Raw genomic sequence first — 13,567 nt, 5'->3', positions numbered from 1 at the left:
TGTAGGTCGCTCTCTAGAAATCCCAGTCGTCGTCTTCGGTGTTGACGGCCTTGCCGATGACGTAGGAGCTACCCGAGCCGGAGAAAAAGTCGTGATTCTCGTCCGCATTCGGTGAAAGTGCCGACAGGATAGCCGGATTGACGTCCGTCTCGTCCTTCGGGAAGAGGCCTTCGTAGCCGAGATTGTTGAGCGCCTTGTTGGCGTTGTAGCGCAGGAACTTCTTGACATCCTCGGTCAGACCGACGCCGTCGTAGAGGTCCTGGGTGTAGTCGACCTCGTTCTCGTAGAGCTCGAAGAGCAACTCGAACGTGTAGTTCTTGAGCTCTTCACGCTCGGCCTCGGTGAGCTGTTCGAGGCCCTTCTGGTACTTGTAGCCGATGTAGTACCCGTGCACAGCCTCGTCGCGGATGATGAGGCGGATGAGGTCTGCGGTGTTGGTGAGCTTGGCTCGCGAGGACCAGTACATCGGCAGGTAGAAGCCGGAGTAGAAGAGGAAGCTCTCGAGGAGCGTCGATGCGACCTTGCGCTTGAGCGGCGACTCGCCGTTGTAGTAGTCGAGAACGATCTGCGCCTTGCGCTGCAGGTTGGGGTTCTCCTCCGACCAGCGGAACGCGTCGTCGATGTCGGGGGTGGAGCACAGCGTCGAGAAGATCGAGCTGTAACTCTTCGCGTGCACCGATTCCATGAAGGCGATGTTGGTGTACACCGCTTCTTCGTGGGGAGTGATCGCGTCCGGGATGAGGCTGACGGCGCCGACCGTTCCCTGGATGGTGTCGAGCAGCGTCAGGCCCGTGAAGACGCGCATGGTGAGCTGCTGCTCCTGCGCGGTCAGCGTTCCCCAGGACGGGATGTCGTTGGAGACCGGCACCTTTTCGGGCAGCCAGAAGTTGCTGACGAGGCGATCCCATACCTCGGCGTCCTTCTCGTCCTGGACGCGATTCCAGTTGATGGCGGAAACGCGACTGACCAGCTTGACCATAATTCCTACCTAGCGAGAGAGACACTGCCGAATGTTGGCTTGCCTGAACACTACCCGTTGTGTCGGGTTCGCGATGCCAACACAACAACATGTGTCGCACGCGCCCCTCCACGAGTACAAAAAATGTGATATCAATTAAATATCACTTACCGATGGAAAGCGAGTCTCGCATGACCAGCACACCCACCGTGGCCGAGAAACCGACCGGTGTCGCCACCACAACGATCGCCGAACGCCCAGGCTGGGACCTGTCCGGCAGCTGGATGCTCCTCGGCGGCGTCCTTCTCTTCCTGGCCGGAATCGCGCTGTCCGTCGTTGGCGGAGTTCTGGGACTCTTCGCCCTGATTCCGGTCGGAGTGGTGCTGTTCATCGCGTCACTCCCCCTCCTGATGGGCCTGACCTTGGTGCAACCGAATCAAGCCCGAGTTCTGCAACTTCTCGGAAGCTCGTACAGCGGCACCTTGCGCACGCCGGGACTGCGATGGACAAATCCGCTGACGGTCCGTCGATCGATCTCGACGCGCATCCGAAACCATGAGACCGGTCAGGCGAAAGTGAACGACGCCGACGGCAATCCCATCGAGATCTCGGCGGTGGTCGTCTGGCAGGTGGCCGACACAGCGCTCGCCTCGTTCCAGGTGGACGATTACGAGGAGTTCGTCTCCGTACAGACCGAGGCGGCCGTCCGCCATATCGCCGGTAGCTACCCGTACGACGCCGAAGGCCGAGTCTCGTTGCGCGAGAACGCCGATATCATCACCACCACCTTGTCGGAGGAGGTTCACGCCCGCGTGCGTGCGGCGGGTGTCGAAGTTATCGAGACACGCATCAACAGGCTCTCGTATGCACCGGAGATCGCCAGCGCGATGCTTCGGCGCCAGCAAGCGGGTGCTGTGATAGCCGCCCGCAAGCAAATCGTCGAAGGCGCGGTGTCCATGGTCGACATGGCACTCAAGCAGCTCGAGGAAAAGCACGTCGTCGAACTCGACGAAGAACGCAAGGCCACGATGATCAGTAACCTTCTGGTCGTGCTGTGCGGCGACCGCGACGCACAACCGGTGCTCAACACCGGTTCGCTCTACCAGTAAAGGAAAGGCCACATGGCCACGGATCCAGCTCCGCGATCCGAGCGTAAGAAGATCCTTCTTCGGTTGGACCCAGCGGTACACGACGCCCTCGCCCGCTGGGCCGCCGACGATCTCCGAAGTACCAACGCCCAGATCGAGTTTCTCCTTCGGCGCGCACTCACCGAGCACGGTCGAATGCCGAAGAACGCCGGCAAGATGCACGGTCCCGGCCGCCCGCCGGCCTGATACCCCTGTGCGCCTTTTTGGTAGTAACCACTACCGAAAAGGCGCACGGGGGCGGAGCCCTTTACAGCATGCAGGAAACGCAGCCCTCGACCTCGGTGCCTTCGAGTGCCATCTGACGCAGACGGATGTAGTACAGCGTCTTGATGCCCTTACGCCACGCGTAGATCTGCGCCTTGTTGATGTCGCGAGTGGTTGCGGTGTCCTTGAAGAACAGCGTCAGCGACAGGCCCTGGTCGACGTGTTGCGTTGCGGCAGCATAGGTGTCGACGATCTTCTCGTACCCGATTTCGTAGGCATCCTGGTAGTACTCCAGGTTGTCGTTGGTCAGGTAGGGCGCCGGGTAGTAGACGCGCCCGATCTTGCCTTCCTTGCGGATCTCGATCTTCGACGCCACCGGGTGGATGGAGCTGGTGGAGTAGTTGATGTACGAGATCGAGCCGGTCGGCGGGACGGCCTGAAGGTTCTGGTTGTAGATACCGTGCTTCTGAACCGAAGCCTTCAGCTCACGCCAGTCGTCCTGGGTGGGGATGTGCAGCTTCGCATCGGCGAAGAGTCCGCGAACCTTGTCGGTTGCAGGCTCCCAGGCCTGGTCGGTGTACTTGTCGAAGAATTCACCCGAGGCGTACTTCGACTCCGGGAAACCCTTGAAGTACGAGCCGCGCTCGATGGCGATCTTGTTCGACGCACGCAGTGCGTGGAAGAGCACGGTGTAGAAGTAGATGTTCGTGAAGTCGATGCCTTCTTCGCTGCCGTAGAAGATCCGCTCACGAGCAAGGTATCCGTGCAGGTTCATCTGACCGAGGCCGATGGCGTGAGAGTCGTTGTTGCCCTGCTCGATCGACGGCACCGAGTAGATGTGCGTCTGATCGGACACCGCCGTCAATCCGCGGATCGACACTTCGATGGTCTTGGCGAAGTCGGGCGAGTCCATGGTCTTCGCGATGTTCAGCGAACCCAGGTTGCAGGAGATGTCCTTGCCGACCTTCGAGTAGGACAGGTCGTCGTTGAACAGTGAAGGCGTCGAAACCTGCAGGATCTCCGAGCACAGGTTCGAGTGCGTGATCTTGCCCTCGATCGGGTTCGCCCGGTTCACCGTGTCCTCGAACATGATGTAGGGGTAGCCCGATTCGAACTGCAATTCGGCGACGGTCTGGAAGAACTCGCGAGCTTTGATCTTGGACTTGCGAATTCGCTTGTCGTCGACCATCTCGTAGTACTTCTCGGAGACGTTGATGTCGGAGAACGGAACTCCGTAGATGCGCTCGACGTCGTACGGCGAGAACAGGTACATGTCCTCGTTCTTCTTCGCCAGTTCGAACGTGATGTCCGGGATCACGACGCCGAGTGAGAGCGTCTTGATACGGATCTTCTCGTCGGCGTTCTCACGCTTGGTGTCGAGGAACCGGTAGATGTCGGGGTGGTGCGCATGCAGGTACACAGCACCGGCACCCTGACGCGCACCCAACTGGTTGGCGTAGGAGAACGAGTCCTCGAGAAGCTTCATGATCGGGATGACACCCGAACTCTGGTTCTCGATCTTCTTGATCGGGGCGCCGTGCTCACGAACGTTGGTGAGCAGCAAGGCAACTCCGCCACCGCGCTTGGACAGCTGCAGTGCCGAGTTGATGGAGCGACCGATGGACTCCATGTTGTCTTCGATACGAAGCAGGAAGCAGGACACGGGCTCACCGCGCTGCTTCTTGCCCGAGTTCAGGAACGTCGGGGTGGCGGGCTGGAAGCGTCCGGCGATGATCTCGTCGACGAGTTCGACGGCCAGGTCTTCGTTGCCTGCGGCCAGGGTGAGCGCAACCATGCAGACACGATCTTCGAAGCGCTCGAGGTAGCGCTTACCGTCGAAGGTCTTGAGCGTGTAGGAGGTGTAGTACTTGAATGCACCCAGGAACGTCGGGAAGCGGAACTTCTTGGCGTACGCGTGATCGATCAGGAACTTCACGAAAGTACGTGAGTACTGATCGAGAACCTCGGGCTCGTAATAGTTTTCCTCGACGAGGTAGTCCAGCTTCTCGTCGAGGTTGTGGAAGAACACGGTGTTCTGGTTGACGTGCTGCAAGAAGTACTGACGGGCTGCAGCGACATCCATCTCGAACTGGATCTCACCGTTGGCGCCGTACAGGTTGAGCATGGCGTTGAGTGCGTGGTAGTCGAGACCGTTGGTGGAATCGCCGCCGCGCGCATCACGCTCTACGCTTCCTGCCGCGATCGTGTCAGTGATGGTTGGCGCCACTGCCCGTGCTCCTTCTCTGTTTCGAGATGATTCCAGAACTCCCCAAGCCTTCTCGTACCCGGTCGACGTCCTCGGCAGTGCCCATGAGTTCGAACCGGTACAGAAAAGGAACGTGGCATTTCTGGGAAATGATGTTTCCTGCATAGCAAAAGGACTCACCGAAATTGGTGTTTCCCGCCGCGATCACTGCTCTGATCAACGACCTGTTGTGTGGATTGTTCAAAAAACGAATGACCGGCTTCGGTACATAACTGGTGTCGCGCCCTGTCACGGTGACCCCGCCACCATAGGTGGGCAGAATCAGCACATAGGGCTCGTCTACACGAAATGAGCCGTCACGGTCATGGATAGGTATACGTGTCGCAGGCAGGCCGAGACGTTGAACGAATCGGTGGGTGTTCTCCGACACGCTGGAAAAGTAGACCAGCGAAGTCATCGGTTGTCACCATTTTCTTGTACGGTGCCCGGAACTACTCAGATGTGTCGGCGGAGGTGTCCACCGCCGACACTGCGGCGCTTCAAGCAGCGACGGTCAGGGTCTTGATGCGATCGGGACGGAAGCCCGACCAGTGATCTTCACCGGCAACCACGATGGGTGCCTGGAGGTACCCGAGAGCCATGACGTAGTCGCGGGCTTCGGCATCCTCGGTGATGTCGATGACGTTGTATTCGAGACCGGCCTTGTCCAGGGCGCGGTAGGTGGCATTGCACTGAACGCAAGCGGGCTTGGTGTAGACGGTGATGCTCATGAGAGTCCCTCTTTCGCTTAGCCAACAAAGGCCGATGTAGTGATGTTCAGCACCGATACGACCGATTGCCGGAGTCTCGCTCGAGGCGTTCCGCGTTGTGGTCTCTCAGTGCTCAAGACACTACACCTAGTGGCCGACAGAAACACATAACGCGAGATGTTGTGAGTCACATCGTTGGAATTCCCAGGTCGCCCCAGTTCAGCGCCTTCATTTCCCGGCGCGTCGGCGTGTCGCGCGTCACAGTTTCTTTTTGTGCTCGCCAGCCTCTCGGAGCCGCGCCACGGACCTACCATGAGCGTCGTGGAAACACCCCCGAAGGACGAGGCTCCACGCCACGAGGCAACCGTGACGAGAACACAGCAGGTGACACCGTTGATGCGCAGAATCACCTTCGGCGGGGAGGGCCTGAGCGACTTCGAGACGAGTGGTAGCCCGGACGAACGGGTGCTCGTCAGATTCCCCCTCGATCCCCCTCACGCCCGTAGTTACACGGTCCGGCGCTGGCAGCCGTCGAAGAACGAACTGGAGATCGACTTCGTTCTCCACGGCCACGGCGGCGCGGCACTCTGGGCCGCGACTGCGCAACCGGGCGAGACCGTTCACCTCTCGACGACGAGCGGGTGGTTCACGCCGCCGGCAGGTTGCGACTGGCTGCTGATGGTCGCCGATCACGCCGCTCTGCCCGCGATCGGGCGAATTCTCGAAGAAGCACCCGACGGTCTACCGATCCACGTCATCGCGCAGGTACCCGCGCCGAGCGAACAGCAGACGTTCACGACGCGCGCCGACGCTCACTACCGATGGATCGAGGAATCGGACTCGCTGCTCGCCGAATTGGCCGACGCTGCCCTGCCCCCGGCGAGGGCTACATCTGGTGTGCAGTCGAGGCCGCGGCCGCCAGACGCATCCGCACCCACCTGCGTCGAACATGGGAAATCCCGGCAAACCGCATGCACGTGATGGGTTACTGGCGGGAGGACAAGGAGAACTGGGAGCGTCGGTACGCCGCCGTCGCCGACCGTATCGATGCTGCGATGGGCGAAGCGATGATGGCCGGCAAGGATTTCGAGTCGGTTCGCGACGCGGTCGACGACGCGATGGAACGCGAAGGGCTCTAGCGCGCATACGAGTGAGGACCACACCTTCCGGCATGGCCCTCATTCGTGAAACGGATTACGCGTTGACGAGCTGCTTGCCGGCGTCGACGAGGTCGGAGACGACCTTGGAGACCTGAGCGAGCACCTCTGCGTTCTCACGCGGGTGCAGCTCACCGAACAGTGCGCCGGTTCCACCGATGCTCAGTGCAGTGTCCTCGACGACCTTGCCGCCGGCGATACGGACCGCCTTGGTGGTGTCTTCGTGTGCCCACTTGGCGCCGTTGCCGCTGGGCGAAGCGCTGATGACTGCGACAGCCTTGTCCTTGACTGCACCGACACCGTACGGACGCGAGATCCAGTCGATGGCGTTCTTCAGAACTGCGGGAATGGTGCCGTTGTACTCGGGGGTGACGAGCAGGAACGCGTCCGCGTCGCTCGCAGCGGAGCGCAGTGCGTCGACAGCGGGGATGGAAGCACCCTCGACGTCGATGTCTTCGTTGTAGAAGGGGACGTCGGCGAGGCCTTCGAAGACCGTCAGCGTGGCACCCTCGGGTGCGGCGGACACAGCCGTCTCGGCAAGCTGGCGGTTGACGGATCCGGCGCGCAGGCTGCCGACGAGAACGAGAACATTGGTCTGTGACATAGCGAGTTTCCTTCGAGAGTGGTGCGGTTGGTGGCTCCGGTTGAAAGTTATATCAACTAAACGGACCGCGGTCCACTTACATTCCCCGGCCCTGTAACCTGATCCCGTGAGCGCAATCCCCCTCCCCCAGATCGGCGCCGCGCCGGTCGAGCGCGGTGACGCAGCACGTAACCGCGTACTTCTGCTCGACGCCGCAGCCCTCCTCGTTGCCGAGCGAGGTGTCGACGCGGTGACGATGGACGCTGTCGCGTGCCGGGCCGGTGTGGGCAAGGGCACAGTTTTTCGGCGCTTCGGCAATCGATCGGGACTGATGCAGGCACTGCTCGATCACACCGAGCGAGAACTGCAGCAGGCATTCATGTTCGGCCCCCCACCGTTGGGTCCGGGCGCGCCGCCGATCGAGCGCCTCATCGCGTTCGGACGAGCCCGGATTGCCATGGTGGAAGTACAGGGCGAAGTCCTCCGAGCGGCGGAAAACGCTCCTGAATACCGCTTCGGCGGTCCGGCCCGGGCTCTCGGCATCGCTCACGTCATCGGGCTTCTTCGAGGAGCCGGCGTCGAGGGCGACCTCGATCTGCTCGCTTCAGCACTGTTGGCACCGCTCGAAGCGTCGCTCGTCCTTCATCAGGTGCGCGATCTCGGGATGACCACCGAGCGCCTGGCGGCCGGCTGGGAAGACCTTGCCCGGCGCGTTACTCGATGTTGACTCCCCAGATCCGTCCCACCACTTAATGTGAGCCCATGCGCATCGCTGCAGCCGTCATCGGCCTCCTGACCATCGCCGCGGTAAGTGGTTGCTCCGCTTCGTCCGACTCCCCCGAAGACAAGACGGATCCCTCCGGTCGTGTGTTCATCTCGACCTCCGTGGATGGAACACAAATTCCCGGCGGCGGCCCGCTGACTCTCGACTTCAGCCAGGCCGGTCGAGTGTCCGCGAGCGCCGGATGCAACACGGCAAACGGTTCGGTCGAGTTCGACGACGGCACGCTGACCACCGGCACCATGGCGTCGACCATGATGGGCTGCCCTCCCGGCATCGCCGAGTCCGACTCCTGGACAACAACATTGCTGACCGCCGCGCCGGCGTGGAGCCTCGACGGCGACACCCTCGTCCTGACATCGAAGGACGCCACAGTCACCCTGCAGGACAAGAAAATCGTCACGCCGGATCGACCGCTGCAGGGCACGACGTGGACTGTCACGTCCCTCATCAGTCCCGATGCGATCAGTACGAGCCTGGCTCTGGAGACGTCAGCTCCCGAACTGACGATTGCCGCAGACGGTTCGGTCAGCGGGAGCACCGGATGCAATCGCATGACCGGAAGCGCCCAGACGTCCGACACCACAGTCACGTTCACGCCGATGGCAACCACGCGTATGGCTTGCCCCGAGGAGAACATGGACATCGAGCGCCAGATCCTGGCGGTGCTCGACGGCGAAGTGAGCTACACCGTCGACGCCGACACGCTGACCCTGCGCAAGCCCGACGACACCGGATTGATACTGACTGCGCAGGCTTGACCAGACGCTGCAGGCTCGATCAGACGTTGTCGAGCAGCCAGCGCCCCAACTCGCGGGCGCTGGCATCGATCATCGCGGGCCAGTCCAAGGCCGAGTCGTCCGCGTGATCGCTGACGTGTTTGACGAGTCGGCAGGTAGCACCCGCAGCCTGCGCGGCGAATGCGATGGCAAATCCCTCCATGTCGACCAGATCGGCTCGCTGCGCAAGGGCGTCCCGGGTTGCAGCGTCGGCGATGAATGCGTCGCCGGTCGCCAACACCGAGTCGTCACCGCCGGCGAGCACCAAACGGTCCGCGACGTCGTGCCCGAGCGCTCGGATCGCGGTGCTGCTGATGTCGTGATTGATGACGACGCCGGGAACATAGAGGCCGCCGTGGTGCGCGTGCAGCGCACCGGCTGTCCCGATGTTGACGACCAGCGGCAGATCATCCCGCTCGTACCGCGCGAGAGCAGAGGCGACTGCTGTTGCAGCACTGACCTTTCCAATCCCCGTGATCAGCAGTTCGTATCCTTGCGGCACGTATGCCGCTTCCGACTTCGTCGCACTGACCACCAGAACGTTGTTCGCACTCATGTGCGCGACCGTACCGCCCGGATACGGTGGCACTGCACGCGCCTGCTCACATCGCTAGAGTCCATTCATGGCCACACTGCGTGAAAGCATCATCGAAGAACTCGGCACAAAGCCGACAATCGACGCCGCAGCGGAGGTTCGCGCGCGAGTCCAGTTCCTGAAGGACTACGTGCGCTCGACCCCGCCAAAGGGTTCGTTCTGGGAATCAGCGGCGGTCAGGACAGCACGCTCGCCGGAGCCCTCGCCCAACGCGCGGTCACGGAACTTCGTGAAGAAGGCCACGAGGCCGAGTTCGTCGCCGTTCGACTCCCCTATGGCGCTCAGGCTGACGAATCCGACGCTCAGATCGCGCTCGGCTTCATCAAGCCGGACCGCTCTCTCACGGTCAACGTCAAGCCTGGCGCCGACGCGACGGCCCGTGAGGCCTCCGAGGCGTTGGGGAACGGCGAACTACGCGACTTCGTCCGCGGCAACATCAAGGCGCGCGAACGAATGGTCATCCAGTATGCGATTGCCGGTCAGCTCGGCTACCTCGTGATCGGTACCGACCACGCCGCAGAAGCGATTACCGGCTTCTTCACGAAATTCGGTGACGGCGGTGTCGACATCACGCCGCTCACCGGCTTGAGCAAACGCCAGGGCGCTGCATTGCTGCAGGAATTGGGCGCACCCGAGAGCACGTGGCGCAAGGTGCCGACCGCCGACCTGGAGGACGACCGACCCGCGCTACCCGACGAAGTTGCCCTCGGCGTCACGTACTCACAGATAGACGACTACCTCGAAGGAAAGGACGTTTCCTCCGAGGTAGCCGAGAAGCTCGAGAAGATGTTCACCAACACTCGTCACAAGCGCACGGTGCCGGTCACACCCCTCGATGACTGGTGGAAGTAACTCCTACCAGAGCTCTTACCAGCGACTAGCTACCGAACAGGCTGCCGAAGACGTCGCCCAGCGAACCCGTTCCCGAAGCCGGATCCTTCTTCGCGAAGTTGGTGGTGCATCCGTTGAACTGCACTGCATCGACCAGCGTCGACGTGGCGGCGGAACCGGTGCCCACACTGACGCCGTAGTGGTCGACTACCGCGTTCGGGTTCGCGGCGACGATGTCAGCCAAAGGCACTGACACGCGGTCCTTGGCGCCGTCGATGTTTTGAGTGCTCCACCACACGCCCTTCTGGAGATCCGCGTGAACGCCGCCGTCAGCCGTCGGCGTGGCGTCGGGTCCCGGGACCCACACCAGGGTGGTGAATCCGTTCTCGAACTTTCCGCCGGTGGTTCCGGTGAGGCGGAGCTGGAATGCCGCAGTCGGCGTGGCGGCGCGCTCGGCAAAGCCGATCGCCTTGCCGACTGCGTCGGACAGCTTGATACCGCCGGCCGAATGGTAGGAAACCGAACGATCGCCGGTACCGTCGACGGCCAGCTTCAGTGAACCGTCCTTGTCGAGAACGTTGTCGGCCGAGTACGACGCGGTCTGATCCTTCTCGTCGGTGAACGGGATGCCCCAACCGTTCGGCGTCGCTTCGGTGGACAGGGTCGAGCACGAGGCTTCCGGCGCAGAAGAGCCGAGAGAACCGGTGGACGGAAGCGCAGTAGCAATTGCCGGAGCGGTGAGTGCAGCTGCCCCGAGGAGTGCTACGACGACTCCGACACGGCGCGTGGAATTAATCGACATTGAAATACCTTTCACATATCCCGAGTGGAATTGCGCCAAAATTAACACATGTCGACAATTACCAACAGCGAAGGTATTTCTTTTGTCATCCAAACAGATGACAATTCACCTTGGCAATTCGAAGTGCATTCGCTCCCCCAAAAGTAGGAGAAACTAAACAAAACGACCAATGCTGGACAATTGACCAACAATGGAGAAAACGGAGATAGATGCCACTTGAGCTGGAGTGATCAAGATATAAATATTTGGACCGGCAAACCGAAAAAGGACAATACGTCGGCAGCCCACAAATAGCTACGCCGGCAATTCTCGGACTAGCTGTTGTGGGTATGGACGTTGCTGACGCTGGATTGAAGTAGACGGGCTGGCCCTTCGCGGCAGGATGGAAGTTGCGAAACAGACCATCAACAGCAAAGGGACCAGCCCTGTGACACACCGTAATGCTCCGCTGACTGTGGAGGGAAGACGACGACTCATCGAGCGGTGCCGCACTCGTCCGATCGCCCACGTCGCCGCCGAAATGGGCATCTCCCGACAATGCGCCTCCACGTGGGTCAACCGGTACCGCAAATACGGTGAACTGGGATTACAAGACAGATCCAGCGCACCGAACCATCAACCCACCGCCACCGCCGCAGAGATCGTGGCCGAGATCGAAGCGATGCGCCGGACCCGGAAATGGTCGGCCGCGCGCATCACGTTCGAACTCCGAATGGACGGAACGGTCATCGCTCGCCGGACGGTCACGAAACTCCTGCGGGATCTTGGTCTCAATCGCCGCCGGTTCATCGACCCGAACGGCGAAACGAACCGCAAACCCCAGGTCATCGCCGCGAAACGGCCTGGTCAGATGGTGCACGTCGACGTGAAGAAGGTCGGCCGCATCCCTGACGGCGGAGGTTGGCGCGTCCACGGGCGAGGTTCCGAGCAGGCCAAACGATCACAACGTCGGAAAACGAAGAACAAGCAGGGCCGCGTCGGCTACACCTATTTGCATTCCGCGATCGATGGCAACACCCGTTTGGCGTACACCGAGGCCAGAGACAACGAAACTGCCGCGACAGCCATCGATTTCATGAACAACGCCCGACTCTTCTTCGCGGCGCACGGCATCACCCGGATCGAGCGCGTGATCACCGACAACGGATCATGCTATCGGGCAGCAGATTTCACTGCTTCACTGCGGGAAGCGCGGCACTACCGGATCAAGCCGTACACGCCGAAACACAATGGGAAAGTGGAGCGCTACAACCGCATCCTCGCCGAAGAACTGCTGTACTCCCGCGAATACATCAGCGAAGCCGAGCGGCGCACTGCCGTCGAGGTGTGGAACATTCACTATAATTATCACCGACCGCATTCAGCACGCGGAGGACGACCGCCTGCCGCTTACCGCCGGCACCGCGTAACTAACGTCCGTGCCTCATACAACTAGCCTCCAGCGAAAGGCGGAAGAATATCGACAGCGCTACCGGAGGCTCGAGAGACGTCGCGGGTCAACTCGTCACCGACGAGGAAAGCCGAGACCGACAGCACTCGCTCCATCTCCGGTCCGTATCGTCCGACCAAGACCGCCACCAACTCGGCAAGTGTGTTGTCGGGCGAGATGGCGACTACCTCGCTACGGCAACCGGATACATCCGCTGCAGCAGCAAAGTAACGAACCGAGATCGAATGCGGATCAGCCACCAATCGCTCCCATACTTCTTTCCGGCGGAACGAAGTCCGCGGCGTCGATGCCGTGCCCTGCCCATTTGTTCCACATCGCACCGCGCCACAAATCCGCTAGTTCGTCGTCACTTGCTCCCGATCTGAGCGCGGCACGCAGGTCAACTTCACGGTCACTGAACAGACATGACCGAATTGTTCCCTCTGCTGTCATTCGCGTCCGATCGCATTCACTGCAGAACGAGCGGGTCACGGAAGCGATGATCCCTACCGTCATCGTGGTCCCGTCGACACGCCATTCTTCGGCAGGAGCCGACGGATCTTCACGGCCGATTGCGGCCAATTCGAAACGGTCACTCAATACCGACAGTAATTCAGCCGCAGTCACCATGTTCTCGCGCGCCCAAGCATGGTCTGCATCGAGAGGCATTTGCTCGATAAAGCGCAATTCGACGCCGGCTTCGAGGCACCACTGCAAAAGATCCGCCGCGCCGTGGAGCGTTTCACGCATCAGCACCGCATTGATCTTCAGTGGCGCGAGCCCGGCCGCAGCTGCCGCTCGAATTCCCGCGAGAACGGACGGCAGCCTGTCCCGACGCGTCAATTCAGCGAAATGGGCGCGATCAACCGAATCCAGGGAAACATTGATGCGAGTCAAACCAGCTGCGGCCAACTTCGCCGCACGATGTTCGAGCCCAACGGCGTTGGTAGTCATGGAAAGTGGAATTCCTGGCACGCGCGCGGCGCACCCCCCGATGATCTTTTCGAGGTCACTACGCATCAGCGGTTCGCCGCCGGTGAATCTCACCTCGCGAATACCGACTCGTTCGACGCCGATTCCGACCACTCGAATGATCTCGTCGGCACTCAGAAGGTCTTCCGCAGCGATGGCCGGCAAGCCTTCCTCCGGCATGCAATACGTGCAACGAAGTGAACACTTCTCGGTGATCGAGACTCGCAGATCTCTGGCAACACGCCCGAACCTGTCGACCAGGAGATCCGTCTCGGGACGACCGGCGAGGGAGGCAGCGTCGAACCGCACGGTGGGAATTCCCATCGAGACCACTGTCATCACTTCACCAACTTCCGTATTGCTCCAGTATGAC

16 protein-coding genes and 1 pseudogene are annotated in these 13,567 nt (G+C 61.1%); 8 read left to right on the top strand and 9 right to left on the bottom strand.

The window, feature by feature from the left end:
• Positions 1-13 precede the first annotated feature (13 nt).
• The gene (gene nrdF / locus EHW12_RS11405; RefSeq protein WP_003944744.1) at positions 14-979 is read right to left on the bottom strand and encodes a class 1b ribonucleoside-diphosphate reductase subunit beta; all 966 of its coding nucleotides are present in this window, start codon (positions 977-979) and stop codon (positions 14-16) included.
• 170 nt (positions 980-1,149) lie between these two features.
• On the opposite strand from nrdF, the gene EHW12_RS11400 reads away from it, so the two are divergent.
• Both EHW12_RS11400 and EHW12_RS11395 read left to right on the top strand, forming a co-directional pair.
• Positions 1,150-2,067, top strand: a complete 918-nt coding sequence (locus tag EHW12_RS11400) for an SPFH domain-containing protein (protein ID WP_003944699.1) — start codon at positions 1,150-1,152, stop codon at positions 2,065-2,067.
• Between the two features lie 12 nt (positions 2,068-2,079).
• Positions 2,080-2,292: a hypothetical protein gene (locus EHW12_RS11395; RefSeq protein ID WP_003944723.1), complete on the top strand. Its 213-nt coding sequence runs from the start codon at positions 2,080-2,082 to the stop codon at positions 2,290-2,292.
• 61 nt (positions 2,293-2,353) lie between these two features.
• On the opposite strand, the gene nrdE is transcribed toward EHW12_RS11395, so the two are convergent.
• The 3 genes from nrdE to nrdH all read right to left on the bottom strand — a co-directional run bounded on the left by nrdE (position 2,354) and on the right by nrdH (position 5,286).
• Positions 2,354-4,435 carry a class 1b ribonucleoside-diphosphate reductase subunit alpha gene (nrdE, locus tag EHW12_RS11390; RefSeq protein ID WP_007736057.1) on the bottom strand — a complete coding sequence of 694 codons (2,082 nt, stop codon included), beginning with the start codon at positions 4,433-4,435 and terminating at the stop codon, positions 2,354-2,356.
• Between the two features lie 82 nt (positions 4,436-4,517).
• Positions 4,518-4,973: a class Ib ribonucleoside-diphosphate reductase assembly flavoprotein NrdI gene (gene nrdI, locus EHW12_RS11385; protein ID WP_241199144.1), complete on the bottom strand. Its 456-nt coding sequence runs from the start codon at positions 4,971-4,973 to the stop codon at positions 4,518-4,520.
• An 82-nt stretch (positions 4,974-5,055) separates the two neighbouring features.
• Complete coding sequence (nrdH, locus tag EHW12_RS11380) at positions 5,056-5,286, bottom strand: glutaredoxin-like protein NrdH (protein WP_003944717.1); 231 nt, start codon at positions 5,284-5,286, stop codon at positions 5,056-5,058.
• Between the two features lie 300 nt (positions 5,287-5,586).
• Between nrdH and EHW12_RS11375 the strand changes: the two genes are divergently transcribed.
• Positions 5,587-6,246 carry a siderophore-interacting protein gene (locus EHW12_RS11375; protein WP_241199143.1) on the top strand — a complete coding sequence of 220 codons (660 nt, stop codon included), beginning with the start codon at positions 5,587-5,589 and terminating at the stop codon, positions 6,244-6,246.
• Positions 6,246-6,404 carry a hypothetical protein gene (locus tag EHW12_RS35185; RefSeq protein ID WP_241199142.1) on the top strand — a complete coding sequence of 53 codons (159 nt, stop codon included), beginning with the start codon at positions 6,246-6,248 and terminating at the stop codon, positions 6,402-6,404. Before EHW12_RS11375 ends, EHW12_RS35185 begins: the two co-directional genes overlap by 1 nt.
• Positions 6,405-6,459: 55 nt before the next feature.
• Here EHW12_RS35185 and EHW12_RS11370 read toward each other — a convergent pair whose 3' ends face one another.
• Positions 6,460-7,026, bottom strand: a complete 567-nt coding sequence (locus EHW12_RS11370; protein ID WP_030534957.1) for an NAD(P)H-dependent oxidoreductase — start codon at positions 7,024-7,026, stop codon at positions 6,460-6,462.
• 106 nt (positions 7,027-7,132) lie between these two features.
• Here EHW12_RS11370 and EHW12_RS11365 point away from each other — a divergent pair, with 106 nt between their 5' ends.
• A complete protein-coding gene (locus EHW12_RS11365; protein ID WP_003944690.1) occupies positions 7,133-7,732 on the top strand; it encodes a TetR/AcrR family transcriptional regulator in 600 nt (199 codons plus the stop codon).
• Positions 7,733-7,767: 35 nt separating this feature from the next.
• Positions 7,768-8,547 (top strand): META domain-containing protein, encoded by a 780-nt coding sequence (locus EHW12_RS11360; RefSeq protein ID WP_065455547.1) that lies wholly within the window; start codon positions 7,768-7,770, stop codon positions 8,545-8,547.
• Positions 8,548-8,566: 19 nt separating this feature from the next.
• Here the strand turns inward: EHW12_RS11360 and EHW12_RS11355 are convergent, their stop codons facing one another.
• Positions 8,567-9,121: a nucleosidase gene (locus EHW12_RS11355; RefSeq protein WP_003944766.1), complete on the bottom strand. Its 555-nt coding sequence runs from the start codon at positions 9,119-9,121 to the stop codon at positions 8,567-8,569.
• A gap of 67 nt (positions 9,122-9,188) precedes the next feature.
• On the opposite strand from EHW12_RS11355, the pseudogene nadE reads away from it, so the two are divergent.
• Positions 9,189-10,012 (top strand): annotated as a pseudogene (gene nadE / locus EHW12_RS11350) (ammonia-dependent NAD(+) synthetase).
• 25 nt (positions 10,013-10,037) lie between these two features.
• Here the strand turns inward: nadE and EHW12_RS11345 are convergent.
• Positions 10,038-10,793 carry a hypothetical protein gene (locus EHW12_RS11345; protein ID WP_003944763.1) on the bottom strand — a complete coding sequence of 252 codons (756 nt, stop codon included), beginning with the start codon at positions 10,791-10,793 and terminating at the stop codon, positions 10,038-10,040.
• A gap of 427 nt (positions 10,794-11,220) precedes the next feature.
• On the opposite strand from EHW12_RS11345, the gene EHW12_RS11340 reads away from it, so the two are divergent.
• Positions 11,221-12,228: an IS481 family transposase gene (locus tag EHW12_RS11340; RefSeq protein WP_125050654.1), complete on the top strand. Its 1,008-nt coding sequence runs from the start codon at positions 11,221-11,223 to the stop codon at positions 12,226-12,228.
• Here the strand turns inward: EHW12_RS11340 and EHW12_RS11335 are convergent.
• Together EHW12_RS11335 and moaA are read right to left on the bottom strand one after the other, a co-directional pair.
• Complete coding sequence (locus tag EHW12_RS11335) at positions 12,225-12,482, bottom strand: MoaD/ThiS family protein (RefSeq protein ID WP_003944706.1); 258 nt, start codon at positions 12,480-12,482, stop codon at positions 12,225-12,227. The two genes, EHW12_RS11340 and EHW12_RS11335, sit on opposite strands and share 4 nt — an antisense overlap.
• Positions 12,475-13,533, bottom strand: a complete 1,059-nt coding sequence (gene moaA, locus EHW12_RS11330) for a GTP 3',8-cyclase MoaA (RefSeq protein WP_125050652.1) — start codon at positions 13,531-13,533, stop codon at positions 12,475-12,477. The genes EHW12_RS11335 and moaA overlap by 8 nt, the downstream gene beginning before the upstream one ends.
• Positions 13,534-13,567 lie beyond the last annotated feature (34 nt).

This window comes from Rhodococcus sp. NJ-530, assembly GCF_003860625.1.
GTDB lineage: Bacteria > Actinomycetota > Actinomycetes > Mycobacteriales > Mycobacteriaceae > Rhodococcus_F > Rhodococcus_F qingshengii.
Note: the sequence above shows the minus strand (reverse complement) of the source record. Positions and strands in the feature narration are given on the sequence as shown.

What these genes read in the sequence shown, in the direction of transcription:
- nrdF (WP_003944744.1), bottom strand. Translation starts at nt 979, where the DNA reads ATGGTCAAGCTGGTCAGTCGCGTTTCCGCCATCAACTGGAATCGCGTC.
- EHW12_RS11400 (WP_003944699.1), top strand. Translation starts at nt 1,150, where the DNA reads ATGACCAGCACACCCACCGTGGCCGAGAAACCGACCGGTGTCGCCACC.
- EHW12_RS11395 (WP_003944723.1), top strand. Translation starts at nt 2,080, where the DNA reads ATGGCCACGGATCCAGCTCCGCGATCCGAGCGTAAGAAGATCCTTCTT.
- nrdE (WP_007736057.1), bottom strand. Translation starts at nt 4,435, where the DNA reads ATGCTCAACCTGTACGGCGCCAACGGTGAGATCCAGTTCGAGATGGAT.
- nrdI (WP_241199144.1), bottom strand. Translation starts at nt 4,973, where the DNA reads ATGACTTCGCTGGTCTACTTTTCCAGCGTGTCGGAGAACACCCACCGA.
- nrdH (WP_003944717.1), bottom strand. Translation starts at nt 5,286, where the DNA reads ATGAGCATCACCGTCTACACCAAGCCCGCTTGCGTTCAGTGCAATGCC.
- EHW12_RS35185 (WP_241199142.1), top strand. Translation starts at nt 6,246, where the DNA reads ATGGGTTACTGGCGGGAGGACAAGGAGAACTGGGAGCGTCGGTACGCC.
- EHW12_RS11370 (WP_030534957.1), bottom strand. Translation starts at nt 7,026, where the DNA reads ATGTCACAGACCAATGTTCTCGTTCTCGTCGGCAGCCTGCGCGCCGGA.
- EHW12_RS11360 (WP_065455547.1), top strand. Translation starts at nt 7,768, where the DNA reads ATGCGCATCGCTGCAGCCGTCATCGGCCTCCTGACCATCGCCGCGGTA.
- EHW12_RS11355 (WP_003944766.1), bottom strand. Translation starts at nt 9,121, where the DNA reads ATGAGTGCGAACAACGTTCTGGTGGTCAGTGCGACGAAGTCGGAAGCG.
- EHW12_RS11345 (WP_003944763.1), bottom strand. Translation starts at nt 10,793, where the DNA reads ATGTCGATTAATTCCACGCGCCGTGTCGGAGTCGTCGTAGCACTCCTC.
- moaA (WP_125050652.1), bottom strand. Translation starts at nt 13,533, where the DNA reads ATGACAGTGGTCTCGATGGGAATTCCCACCGTGCGGTTCGACGCTGCC.